11 protein-coding genes are annotated in these 12,137 nt (G+C 40.8%); 9 read left to right on the top strand and 2 right to left on the bottom strand.

Going from position 1 to position 12,137, the window contains the following annotated elements:
• The first annotated feature begins 7 nt into the window (after positions 1-7).
• From pgaD to C1A47_RS09275, 4 genes are all read left to right on the top strand, one after another.
• Positions 8-421, top strand: a complete 414-nt coding sequence (pgaD, locus tag C1A47_RS09290; RefSeq protein WP_111894668.1) for a poly-beta-1,6-N-acetyl-D-glucosamine biosynthesis protein PgaD — start codon at positions 8-10, stop codon at positions 419-421.
• Between the two features lie 118 nt (positions 422-539).
• On the top strand, positions 540-1,661 hold the full coding sequence (locus C1A47_RS09285) for an acyltransferase family protein (protein ID WP_111894666.1): 1,122 nt from the start codon (positions 540-542) through the stop codon (positions 1,659-1,661).
• A gap of 65 nt (positions 1,662-1,726) precedes the next feature.
• Positions 1,727-2,314, top strand: a complete 588-nt coding sequence (gene pnuC, locus C1A47_RS09280) for a nicotinamide riboside transporter PnuC (protein WP_111894664.1) — start codon at positions 1,727-1,729, stop codon at positions 2,312-2,314.
• 230 nt (positions 2,315-2,544) lie between these two features.
• On the top strand, positions 2,545-5,337 hold the full coding sequence (locus C1A47_RS09275; RefSeq protein WP_111894662.1) for a M16 family metallopeptidase: 2,793 nt from the start codon (positions 2,545-2,547) through the stop codon (positions 5,335-5,337).
• A gap of 68 nt (positions 5,338-5,405) precedes the next feature.
• Here the strand turns inward: C1A47_RS09275 and C1A47_RS09270 are convergent, their stop codons facing one another.
• A complete protein-coding gene (locus C1A47_RS09270; RefSeq protein WP_111894660.1) occupies positions 5,406-5,801 on the bottom strand; it encodes a DUF3144 domain-containing protein in 396 nt (131 codons plus the stop codon).
• 104 nt (positions 5,802-5,905) lie between these two features.
• Here C1A47_RS09270 and C1A47_RS09265 point away from each other — a divergent pair, with 104 nt between their 5' ends.
• Positions 5,906-6,538, top strand: a complete 633-nt coding sequence (locus C1A47_RS09265; protein WP_111894658.1) for a hypothetical protein — start codon at positions 5,906-5,908, stop codon at positions 6,536-6,538.
• 125 nt (positions 6,539-6,663) lie between these two features.
• Here C1A47_RS09265 and C1A47_RS09260 read toward each other — a convergent pair whose 3' ends face one another.
• Positions 6,664-8,088 carry a CYTH domain-containing protein gene (locus C1A47_RS09260; protein ID WP_111894656.1) on the bottom strand — a complete coding sequence of 475 codons (1,425 nt, stop codon included), beginning with the start codon at positions 8,086-8,088 and terminating at the stop codon, positions 6,664-6,666.
• Between the two features lie 418 nt (positions 8,089-8,506).
• Between C1A47_RS09260 and C1A47_RS09255 the strand changes: the two genes are divergently transcribed.
• The 4 genes from C1A47_RS09255 (at position 8,507) to C1A47_RS09240 (ending at position 12,135) form a co-directional block, all read left to right on the top strand.
• Positions 8,507-9,256 (top strand): OmpW/AlkL family protein, encoded by a 750-nt coding sequence (locus C1A47_RS09255; protein WP_111894654.1) that lies wholly within the window; start codon positions 8,507-8,509, stop codon positions 9,254-9,256.
• Positions 9,257-9,377: 121 nt separating this feature from the next.
• A complete protein-coding gene (gene thiE, locus C1A47_RS09250; protein WP_111894652.1) occupies positions 9,378-10,001 on the top strand; it encodes a thiamine phosphate synthase in 624 nt (207 codons plus the stop codon).
• Between the two features lie 26 nt (positions 10,002-10,027).
• Entirely contained in the window at positions 10,028-11,326 is a 1,299-nt protein-coding gene (hemL, locus tag C1A47_RS09245; protein ID WP_111894650.1) for a glutamate-1-semialdehyde 2,1-aminomutase, read from the top strand.
• A gap of 164 nt (positions 11,327-11,490) precedes the next feature.
• The gene (locus tag C1A47_RS09240; RefSeq protein WP_111894648.1) at positions 11,491-12,135 is read left to right on the top strand and encodes an RluA family pseudouridine synthase; all 645 of its coding nucleotides are present in this window, start codon (positions 11,491-11,493) and stop codon (positions 12,133-12,135) included.
• The last annotated feature ends 2 nt before the right edge of the window (positions 12,136-12,137 follow it).

The following is a 12,137-nucleotide window of genomic DNA, read 5'->3' as shown; positions in this document are numbered from 1 at the left end:
AGGCTTCATGAGTACAAATTCGTTAATTATTGACTTGCGCGCGCAGTTACCTTGGCATAGACGTTATATGTCAACCACTTCTACAGCAATGCTTTGGGGTGTCTGGTTTTTACTTTGGCGCCCGATGGTGGTGTTATTTACACTAATCAGCGCCAACAAACCTTATGGATTCCACCGTTTGTTTAATGCATTCTGGTTCGGTTTACAAATGGACATGGTGACTTTGCTGGCGTGTGCAGCAGTGCTTTGTTTGTGGTGTAAGCTGATTCCGGCACATAGCGTGAAACATGCGAAAAAGAAAACCATCAATGACTATGCACGTTATTTCGACTTGCCTGAACAGGAACTTGCACAAGGTCGTCAGCAAAAAATATGTGTCGTTCACCATAATGAAAATGGTGAAATTGTTCGTGTTGAATAATTCAATCAATGTGTGACAAAAGCCCCTAATGCTGGGGCTTTTGTGATTTATTCTTGCATGCGTATTGATTCAGTCCTATTCTTTGCACGTTTTCTCACTTATTTCATTGCTCCCCACTATGGCAAAATTAAACGCAGCGGAAAGTATTCGTGGCTTGGCATGTCTCGCTGTGGTGTTCTCACACCTGTCTTTAAGCTTCTATCCTTATCTGCATCATTTTAGTCCAGATGACCGAGCACATGGCCAATGGGATTATTTTATCCATCATTCGCCGTTTGCATTTTGGTACTCGGGTACAGCAGCCGTTTTTGTGTTTTTTGTATTGAGTGGCTTTGTTTTAAGTTATGCCATTTTAAGACACCAAAATGTCCCTAAAAAAGTGGCAGAAATGGCGATCAAACGTTACCCGCGTTTAGCGATTCCTGCATTTTTTTCCTGTATTTTGGCATGGCTGGCGCTGAGCTATACGGATATTAACAGTGACCTCGTCAATGGCTGGCTACAAGCTTATGCGACTCAGGATGTTAGCTTGCAGCAGGCTGCTTATGAGGGAAGTATCGGCGCATTTTTATTTGCAGATAGTGGCAGTAACTGGGTGCTCTGGACGATGCAAATTGAGCTGTTCGGCTCAATTATGCTGTTTGTATTATTGCTGATGTATTATTACAAAAAGCCATTGTTCTATATCGCCTCAGTCCTTTTGCCCTTATGCGGCTTGTGGGATGATGAACGGTTTTTCTTGGGAATGCTGAGCTTTGTGATTGGTTGTTATTTCTATTTATATGGAAAACAGATGAAACCAATCTTGGCATGGGGATTGTTTATTGCAGGTCTGTATTTTGCTGGGGCGCATAACAATAGTCATGCCTATCACTGGCTGTATCGCATTTTGGGCTGGAGAACTTATGACTATAGCAACTTCTTCTCAGGGGTTCTGATTGTCTCTAGTATTATGCTCTGCAACCAGTTATCGGATATTTTTGATAAAAAACCATTGGTTTATTTAGGTAAGCTCTCGTTCTCCATTTATCTATTACATCTGATGCTCATTTACCTCGTCTGTATTCCTGCATTTAACTGGTTCATGGGCATGGGGCTGAATTACGATCTGTCCGTATTGTTGGCGGTGATCGCATGTTTGGGGAGCGTACTTTTGGCATCTGCACTGTATAGTGAATATGTAGATGCGCTTTCAATCAAAGTGAGTAATGCATTGGCCAAATGGGCAATGCGATCTTAAAAGTTTGACTCACATGTAGTGAATTGAACTGCATGTCAGCACAACGTTTATAGTGATATTTTTTCATGTCAAATTTAGAAATTTTTGCGGTCATTATTAGCCTGATTGGCGTGGGACTGACTATCGTTCGTAATATGTGGTGCTGGCCATTTAACATGCTGGCTTACATTTTATATGGCTATTTGTTTTTTACTTACCAGTTGTATGGTGAAGTGATTCTGCAAATTTTCTTCTCTGTGATGAACTTTTACGGTTTTTATGTTTGGCTGAAAGGCAAACAGGTCGATCATGACATTAAAATTGAACCGCTGGCAATATCTAAAATTGTGGTGCAATTGATTGGTTCTGCAATCGCAGGTCTGGCATTCGGTTTGATTCTGAAAAACTTCACCAATGCGGCCGTTCCGATGCTGGATGCCCAGTTAGCGGCTTTTAGTTTGCTCGCTACTTATTGGACAAGTCGTAAACATATTGCAACTTGGGTGCTTTGGGTTGTAGTCGATATTATCTATGTCGGGATGTTTATTTATAAAGACTTGTACTTAACCGCAGGTTTATATGCGGCCTTTGTGGTGATGGCTGCTTATGGCTGGTATCAGTGGCTACGTGTACAAGATCAGCAAAATGAAGGCGTAGCGCAGCCAACAGAATAATAAATGTATCACTTGGGCAGTCATGAGATTGCCCAATGTTTTTATAATCATCGACTTCTTTCATTATTGTTTACACCCTCTTGATGTTTCTTCCTACGGGAAAAAGAAAAGGAATTGAAGAAAGAAGTCGAATAAGAATTTGATTTTGCAAAATCTCACTATAATTTTCTACATGCTTTTCCTACCATAGCCAACTTGAGTTGCCACATTTTGTCTGATTGGACTTTTTTATGTTTATACGTTTGAAACAACTGACTTGGTCGTTGTGTTTAATAGGATTAACGACAACTGTATTTGCCGAAACGGTTGTGGTTCATAATCAGAATAATATTACTGAATATCAATTGGATAATGGTTTAAGGGTAATTTTGGCCCCGAATAATAATGAAAACAAAGTTTTTATGAATACCATTTATTTGACAGGTTCTTTGAACGACCCGAAAGGTAAGGGGGGCTTAGCGCATTTGCTGGAACATTTGGCCTTTAAAGGAACACAAGATGTACAAGGTGAGGAGTTCCAACGCAGACTAGATCAGTACACCCTGTCGACCAACGCCAGCACTGATTATTACTCCACAAAATATACCAATATTGTCCGACCAGACCAAAATGCGATTGATCAGGTACTTTATCTTGAATCGCAACGTATGGATAAACTGGTATTGCAGCAAAAATTTGTACCAACAGAAATTCAAACCGTGCGCCGTGAACGAGAGTTACGTCTTGATCAGCCATTTGCCGTATTAATAGATCAGATGTTGAAAGCAGCGTATGGCAATCGAGATTTGGGGCGTTTAGCTATTGGTGATTTAGATGAGCTGAAATCGATTAAAGTCAATGAACTCAATCAGTTTTATCACACATGGTATGCACCGAATAATGCGGTGTTGGTCGTGACAGGAAAGTTTGATCAGACACGTGTGTTGCAAAAAATTGAGCAAGATTTTGGCAATATTCGGGCACATGCTGTACCTGCGATGGCAAAAGTGCCTGTGCTCAATGCTGCAAAAATTCAGCAGCGCCAATTGAGTGTGCAAAAGGGCAGTGATCTGATTAAGGTTAATATGTACTTGAACGGTCGTAATGTACAGATTCAACCTGTGCTTGCGCTAGCCCCTTATTTATATACCTTGCAACCGAGCGGTCAATTGTACAAAGCTATGGTGGAAACAGGCATGACCACAACAGTGCAGTCAACCACATGGCTCGATCAAGATTTTAATGTCGTGTTTATGGCTGCGGTGTATGCACCGACTCAACATGGGCAGCAGATTGAAAAAAATCTGACTCAAGACGTTGAGAGACCTGCACATTTTGATGATGCTGACCTCAATCGCGTCAAAAGCTTATTTAAAAATCAGACTGACAGTATTGAAACCAATTCAGTCGCATTGGGTGGTCGTTTAAGTGATTATGTGGTGTCATCACAGGGGCATTGGGAACAATATTTTAAAGATGTACAAGCGGTGCAAAAACTGACGGTACAACAAGTCAATCAAACGCTGAATCAGTTCTTCCAGCCTCAGCATCGTCTTGAGGGCGATATCAAGCCAACGCCAGATTCACAGAAAAAAGCGATGCAACTACAAGCATCAGCTTTAGATAGCAAGGCAACACTTCCGCAAGAGACTGACAAAGAGCCTGTGAAAGATATTCAACAATATCAGAGAGAAACACAGGATTATCTGGCACATTCAAAACAATATTTACAAAGCACCGAGCGGAAAATTCAGCGCGGCACTTTAAAAAATGGCTTGCACTATGCGCTATTTCCAACAGCAACCTATGACAATAAAGTTTATGCCACTATCAGTCTCAATTTCGGAACTGACAAATCTTTATTTAATAAAGGGCAAGTACTGGATTTAATGTCTTATTTATTATTGCGAGGGTCAGATCAGCAAACTTTACAGCAAGTCATTGACCGATCTATTGCAGCAGATGGTCAGGCGGCTGCGGTCAGTCAGGACAATGGTATCGAAATCCAGATTCGAGCAAACAAGCAGCATTTTGCAGAATATTTTAAATATATCATTGGGATTATGCAGCATCCGAGCTTTGAGCAAAGCCAGTTTGACCTGATCAAATCACAAAGTCTGGATAGTTTGAATCGACCCTATACCGAACCTGAAACCGTCGCAGCATTAACCCTGTCTCGTTTGGTTGAGCAGTATTCGGCAGGGGATTTGCGTTATCACTTTGAGCCGCCCTTGGCTAAACAGCAACTTGAAGCAGTAACCCAATCTCAGGTTAAGCAGCTATATCAACAGTTCATGGGCTTTAATCATGCGCAGTTAGCCATTACGGGGAACTTTGATCCAACGCAAATGCGTCAGTTGATTACACAGCAGTTTGGTTCTTGGTCATCTCCACAAAAATATCAGCGTTTATCTTCAACCTATCAAGCTTATCCAGCCCAAAAAGTGCATGCTTTGGCAGAGCAACGTGAGTTTGGTAATTATCAAGGTTTACTGGTTTTACCTGTTGGCTTGAATGATGCAGATGCGCCAGCGTTGCAAGTGCTGAGTTATATTTTGGGCGACTCTCAGCTATCTTCACGTTTAGGGCAGGCGCTGCGTGAAAAGAACCATTTGGTCTATGGATTCTCCAGTGATTTGAACTTGGATTTACACGACTCGGTTGGTGCACTCACCATTGAGGCAAATTATACGGCCAATAAAGCGGCACAAACTTCACAGGCTGTTCATGAAGTTCTGCAAGATTTAGTGCAACATGGAATTACGCCACAAGAGCTTGCTGCGGCGAAGGCCAATATTCTCAAACAGCGTGTCACCAGTCTGGAAGATAGTCGAATTATCCATCAAATGTTGAATAGTCAGCTTGAACGCAATCAGACTATGCTTGATCGTGAGCAACGTGATCAGGCGATTGCCAGATTAAGCAAGGCAGATGTTGATGCTGTCATTAAAAAATACATTCACTTGGATCATTATATTGAAGTAATGGCTGACCCATACGGTCAAGCTCAAACAGCTTTGAAAGCGCAAGCAAAAGCACAATAGACTCGATCTGAAGATAAAAAAATGAGCTGAATATCAGCTCATTTTTTATTACAGGCACAACCAATCATTTAGTGATTGTGGTCATGATCATGCTTGTGAGTATGAAAATCTTCGTTTTTACGGAAACGTAAATAGTTGTCAAACTGCTCGCAATATTCATCATAGTTGTCTTCAAGCATCATGTGAAATTGCTGCATGAGATATGACATGACTTGTTCTTTGGCATCACGCATTTCATTGCCATCTTTAAAATTATTGGCAGCGACCCACGTATTGAAACGGGCAGTGGCAAAAAGCATTGCGGCACTGACTTGCCCACGCAACTCGGCAGGTTGAGGTTTTTCACCTTTCTCAGGACGACAAAACTCGTTTGCCAGTTTGATAAATTCATCGGTACGTTCGAAAAAGACCGCATTTTGTGCTTCTTCTTCAGTAATATCCGTCGCTTGAATTTTTTGAGTCATAAGAAAGTTCCAGCACAAAAAGACAGCCTATTATAGGCAAAGCCTTGCAGAAACTAAACAGTTGACTTAATCTTTAAATAGCCTAAGCATAACGAGTCAAATGCATGCAAGATTCCATTGCGATTCAGAATTTAAAACAAGATATTCAATTATTACGTCAGCAAATTTGGCCGCCAGAACAACTAGAGCATGTTGAAGGTTTGCCAATTTATTATGCTCCTCAAGCAGAGGCGGAACAGTATTTTAGTCAGTGGCAAGAACTGATCGAGCGCGCACAGCAACTTTGTCAGCCTTTTTTAGAAGATGAAGTGATTGATGCGATTCATTTACCGAGTCATTTGAATTTACCATTATTTTTCTTTCATGTAGATCGTATTCGCATTAATAAAACCCGCGCAAAAGAATCCAAAACCTTTCGTGGGGTACTGAGTCTGGTAGAAAAATGCGGGCAATTTGAACCAGATCACATGTTAGCCATGAAAGCTTGGCTCGAAAGCGATGACACGGCTGCTTTGGTTGCACATCGTGAATTTATCGACTTAAGAACCTATGTGTTTCAACATGGACAAAGTGAATATACCCGCACACGGTTTTATAACAACGGCATTGTTTTGGGTGGGGAAAAACATTTTAAAGTCGTTGATGCTCGGGAAAAACCACGTAAACAGCGCAGTGATAGTTATAGTGATCCACTTGCGGATAATGGGGTTTGGAAAGTTTTTGGAAAATACCGCTAAAATTTAGCTGAGTTGCTCCACATTCGGTTTATTTCATCGTGGTTTTTTAATCTCTGATACCTTCTCCCAAAGGGAGAAGGAATTTGCTGATGATGAATGCTGACCGTTTTACTGATAAATGCGGCCTAAGCATCCATTTTTTTCTGTAATTTCTTAAATGTTACTTCAAGTTGGGCTTGTTGCTGAGGAATTTGGTTAGCCAGCCAGCCTAAAACAAAAAACTGTTGTTCAGGTGAAGTTAAATAACTGGTCGCATATTGCTGAGCAATCCATAAATCGAAACTTTCATTCAACTCTGGTTGTAATTGTACATAGAGCGCCAAATGTTTTTTCATGGTAAATGGCGTACACAAGGCCAGTGCATCACCCCAAGATTGAATATGGCTTAAAGTCTGACATTTCTCACCAGAATTCAGTTGGGCAAATTGTTTAAGGTCTTTGTTAAATAGAGCAATTTGCTGTTTAAATTGCTTTTTAACGCTATTTTTGACTTTGGACTGAGGTTCAGTCTCAGTTTCATCTAAACTAAATGCCAAAAGATCCAGTATTAATAATGTTGAGCCAGTTTGGGTAAATAAATGATTTGCATGGCTTAAATCTAAATGAACAGGATCTGCTTGTTCAGTTAGCAATAAAATGGCAGGGTAGAGCGTTGTTGCAACGTAGGCCTGATGAACAGTTTTTAGCATCTGTTGAAAATGTGCAATATGTTCAAGGAGTTTGGTTGGTGCGAAATCTTGAAATAATTGCAAGCTACTGTTGAGTTGACGTAGTGCTAAGTAAGCTTGGTAATAATGTTCAGATTCGGCAACCTGATCAGCAATTGCAGCAAGATTTGGCAAGGCATGTCGTAAACCCGCCGCAATCAGTGATTTTAAAATGACTTCAGGTTGCGCTTTCTTGTCATATTTTGCTGAGGATGCTGTTGTTGCAGGGCTGACTAGTAAGTGTTGTGCCAGTAAATTGCCACGTTCAGCCTTACTGCGAACATCAATCCAAATATGGTATTTTTTAACCCATTGCTGTGTCAGCTGAATCAGATCAGAAACTTTTCCTTGTTGTAATTCGAATTCAATTTCAAAAATTTCACGTTTTTCATCGGTGTCCTGAACAACACCACGGTCAAGGCAAACTTCAATTTTAGAATCATTGAGTTGAACAATGCGGTAAGCACGTTGCACAATGGTTTCAAATTTTAAAGTTAAAGCGCCTAAGTCATCACCGAGTGCTTTTTTGAGTAATTGACGTGCATGAGGTTCTTGCTCATAAACGGATAAATCCAGTTCAGGAGCTTGATCTGCTTCTCCTAAATTGACCTCATGCTCATAACGTTGAAGATGATTTTCACCCGCACCTTTCAGCGTCTGAATCCAGACACTGCCTTCTTTACGAATTCGAATGGCAATATGATGAGCTGCGAGTTTTGAATCGGCTGTGTCGAAGTAACGAGCATGTAAATCAATATACCGAGTGGTTTTTGTTTCGAAGGCCTTGATGAGCGCAGCGCGTTTCTGCTCAGGAATTTGTAGTTTTAATTCAATTTCATGCATGAGCTAAACCCTATGAGTTCTTTTAAAGATAATGTTCACTATAGACCGAGATGACACTATTGAACATTTAAAAAAGTGGATTTCGACTATTTTTTTATCTGTATTTATGTGTATTTTAAGCATACTTCACGAAAATTTTCATATGAAATTTAAATTTTTATATTTTATAGTTACTTACACAATTTTTTGAGGTTTAAAAGATAAGCATTTGAAATTATAGCGACTACTGAGTAATATTTATTAAGTAATTGATTGTATTGTTCTTTATTTTTAATGGAGCAAGTTTCGACTCATTGGTAAATAAATATTCAGTTTATCGTATTGCTATTTAAAGCAATTATTCTAATATTAAAAGCAAATGATGAAGGCTTGGAAGCCTCGTGAACGTTGTTTAACCATGATGATGGAATCTTAATTTATGAAAAAATTTGCTAAAGCATTAATTCCTGCTGCTTTATTTGCGGTAAGTTTTGCAACACATGCTGAAAATTCAAATGGCCAGGTTTTAGCAGTTTCTGCTGGATGGGCGCATATTATGCCACAGGGTACTAAACAAGGTGTATCGACTCAATTGGCAAGCACTGGTACTTATTTACCTTTTACCTCATCAGCAGGCTTTGAACTAAAAGACTCCGATACTGCTGAATTTAAATTTGATTATCTCGTAAATGATAATGTCAGTGTAGGCTTAATTTTGGGCGTACCACCAACTTTCGATATTAAAGGTAAAGGAAGTTTATTAAGTGGTCTTTTAAATTTAGATAACTATAGTAAAGTTGGTGATGTTAAAGTCTATAGCCCAGTTGTAACAGGCAAGTATACTTTTGGAACTGTGGATTCTAAGCTACGCCCATATGCTGGTGCGGGCTTTATGTATGCTCACTTTAGTAATTTTAAATTAGACTCTGCTGTAAGTTCATATTTAGGTAATTATGGTGCAAGTATTCGTAATGTAAAAATTGATGATGCAGTAGCACCTGTCGCATTTATTGGTGCAGACTACAATATTACGAAAAACTGGTTTGCAACAGCATCTGTGAGTTATGTTCACTTGAGTACGAATGCAAAATTAGATGTATATTCAGGGAATAATAAATATGTAGAAGGTAAGAGTAAAATCGAGATCAACCCAATCGTAACTTACCTTGGTGTTGGTTACCGTTTCTAAGATTAACCAAAGTTAGTCAATCAACCGAGAAGTTTACTTCTCGGTTTTTTCATTTGTAGTTTGAGCTTCAGAGAGTCGAGCGTTACACTAAATGCAAATTTGTTTGTGATTTAGAGCTTTTATGCGCGGTTTATATCTCATTACCAATGATGACCCTTTAGAAACATTACTCGAAAAACTCGATGCGGCATTGGCGACAGCTCAGGTGGCAATTTTGCAATATCGCCGTAAAAAAGTGGCTAAATCAGATCAGCCCGCTGAAGTTGAACAAATCAAACAACTCTGTGAAAAATATCAAATACCATTTGTGATTAATGATGATTTGAAACTGGCAGCCCAATTTGGTCTGGGTGTGCATTTGGGTCAAACAGACGGTGAAATTACCGATGCGAAAGCCCAATTGGCTGATGGTGCAATTATTGGTCGGACATGTGCCAATTCACTTGAACTGGCTGAGCTGGCAATTGCACAAGGGGCAACCTATGTTGCATTCGGTGCAATCTACGCAACATCGACCAAACCTGAAGCAGGTAACATCGGTTTAGAGACTTTAAAGCAAGCATCATCGCAGTTTAAAAATGTGCCAATCTGTGCGATTGGTGGCTTAAGCGTTGAGAATTCTCAAGTTGTGGTCGACTCAGGTGCAGACTTATGTGCGGTGATTAGTGATATATTAGGTCGGTCGGTCGCTGAGATTCCTGCACGTGTGAATGCATGGGCAAGTTTATTTGTCAAACATTCCTAAATCATTCAATCCATTTGAGTAATGCTATGAGCCTTTCTGCAAAACAACAGCAACTTTTTAAACAAGCCAGCAAACATATTCCTGGTGGGGTCAATTCGCCAGTGCGTGCATTTAATGGTGTCGGTGGAACGCCTGTTTTTATTGAAAAAGCACAAGGTGCATATCTGTGGGATGTCGATGGTAAACGCTATGTCGACTATATCGGTTCATGGGGGCCGATGATTTTGGGGCATTCTCATCCTGCAATTGTTGCAGCAGTACAAGCGGCAGCACAAGACGGTTTAAGCTTTGGTGCGCCAACCGTTCATGAAACGACTTTAGCCGATGTGATCTGCGAGATCATGCCATCCATTGAAATGGTGCGTATGACCAATTCTGGTACAGAAGCGACTATGTCAGCGATCCGTTTGGCACGTGGTTATACGGGGCGTGATAAAATCGTGAAGTTTGAAGGTTGCTATCATGGACACTCAGATTCACTGCTCGTAAAAGCGGGTTCAGGCATGTTGACTTTGGGTGAACCTACGTCTAAAGGTGTACCTGCTGACTTTGCCAAACACACCATTACCTTGCCATACAATGACATTGAAGCAGTTAAAGCATGTTTTGCCAAATTTGGTGGTGAGATTGCAGGGGTGATTGTTGAACCAGTTGCGGGCAACATGAACTTGGTGAAACCGATTGCAGGTTTCTTGGAAACCATCCGTGAAATGTGTGATGAATACAAATCTGTCTTTATTATTGATGAAGTGATGACAGGTTTCCGTGTTGCATTGGGCGGTGCGCAATCGGTGTATAACGTTAAACCAGATTTAACCACTTTAGGTAAAATTATTGGTGCTGGCTTGCCAGTAGGTGCATTTGGCGGTAAACGCGAAATCATGGAATGCATCGCGCCACTTGGTGGTGTCTATCAGGCAGGTACATTGTCAGGTAACCCATTGGCTATGCGTGCAGGCATTGAAATGTTCAAACATTTGCGCCAAGAAAACTTCTATAGCGATTTGTCTGCAAAGTTGGCGAAATTACTTGCAGGTTTCAAACAAGTGGCTCAGGAAGAGGGCATTGCACTGAAAACTGAACAAATTGGTGGAATGTTTGGTTTGTACTTTACGGATCAAACTGAAATCACTAGCTTCGATGATATTTTGAAATGTGATGTGAATGCCTTTAAACAGTTCTTCCACGGCATGTTAGATCATGGCATTCATTTTGCACCGTCTGCATTTGAAGCGGGCTTTATCTCATCTGCACATAGTGATGAAGATATTGCCTATACCATTGCGGCAGCCAAAGCGGTCTTTGCCGAGATGAAACAGGCATAAGCCAGTGCCATCAAAACGGAATCAACAGATTCCGTTTTTTATTGGGCATACTTTCGGATGAAATATCGGGAATTTATGCTTTTGTTGCAGATTGTCTATTGTATTTCAGTCCTAAGCTTTTTATTATTGCCCGCTTGTTTTCGCGATCAGCCTGGGATTAAATTTTGAGTAATTTTTTAACCGATCATCTGATTCATCGAGATGAAGATTTTATGGTCATCCATAAACCGGCAGGGTTACTCAGCGTACCGGGAAAGGGCGAAGCTTTACAAGACAGTATGCTCACCCGTTTGGTGGCACTTGAGCCGAAAACTTTGCTGATCCATCGTCTAGATCGAGATACCTCAGGCATCTTAGTCTTTGGCTTGTCTCGCTTAGGGCAAAACCGTATTTCACGGCAGTTCCAAGAACGCCAAACTGATAAAACCTATCAAGCTTTGGTGGCTGGTGCACTTTCAGGTCAGGGAACGATTGATATTCCTGTGGTCTATGATCCGAGCCGACCACCACTTCACATGGTCGATCCACAACATTCCAAGCCAGCACTCACCGAGTGGCAAGCACTCGAGCAGTTTGAACTGGCAGGTCAGGTGGTGACACGTGTCAAATTAACTCCAATTACTGGGCGTTCACATCAACTTCGTGTACATATGCAATACTTAGGACATCCGATTGTCGGAGATACTCTGTATGCAACAGCGCAACACCAGCAATTGACCGATCGCCTGTGTTTACATGCACAGCAGCTCAGTTTTTATCATCCCAAAACAGATGAATTGCTAAACTTTGAATGTGCCGTACCGTTTTAAAA

Origin of the sequence: Acinetobacter sp. MB5, from assembly GCF_003261585.1 — a bacterium.
Lineage (GTDB): Bacteria > Pseudomonadota > Gammaproteobacteria > Pseudomonadales > Moraxellaceae > Acinetobacter.
The sequence above is the reverse complement of the archived record's forward strand: the minus strand, read 5'-3'. Positions and strand labels throughout refer to the sequence as shown.

Bases quoted from the DNA above. Each gene is read 5' to 3' on its own strand.
- C1A47_RS09255 (WP_111894654.1), top strand. From the start codon at position 8,507: ATGAAAAAATTTGCTAAAGCATTAATTCCTGCTGCTTTATTTGCGGTA.
- C1A47_RS09265 (WP_111894658.1), top strand. From the start codon at position 5,906: ATGCAAGATTCCATTGCGATTCAGAATTTAAAACAAGATATTCAATTA.
- C1A47_RS09275 (WP_111894662.1), top strand. From the start codon at position 2,545: ATGTTTATACGTTTGAAACAACTGACTTGGTCGTTGTGTTTAATAGGA.
- C1A47_RS09260 (WP_111894656.1), bottom strand. From the start codon at position 8,088: ATGCATGAAATTGAATTAAAACTACAAATTCCTGAGCAGAAACGCGCT.
- pnuC (WP_111894664.1), top strand. From the start codon at position 1,727: ATGTCAAATTTAGAAATTTTTGCGGTCATTATTAGCCTGATTGGCGTG.
- thiE (WP_111894652.1), top strand. From the start codon at position 9,378: ATGCGCGGTTTATATCTCATTACCAATGATGACCCTTTAGAAACATTA.
- C1A47_RS09285 (WP_111894666.1), top strand. From the start codon at position 540: ATGGCAAAATTAAACGCAGCGGAAAGTATTCGTGGCTTGGCATGTCTC.
- C1A47_RS09270 (WP_111894660.1), bottom strand. From the start codon at position 5,801: ATGACTCAAAAAATTCAAGCGACGGATATTACTGAAGAAGAAGCACAA.
- hemL (WP_111894650.1), top strand. From the start codon at position 10,028: ATGAGCCTTTCTGCAAAACAACAGCAACTTTTTAAACAAGCCAGCAAA.
- pgaD (WP_111894668.1), top strand. From the start codon at position 8: ATGAGTACAAATTCGTTAATTATTGACTTGCGCGCGCAGTTACCTTGG.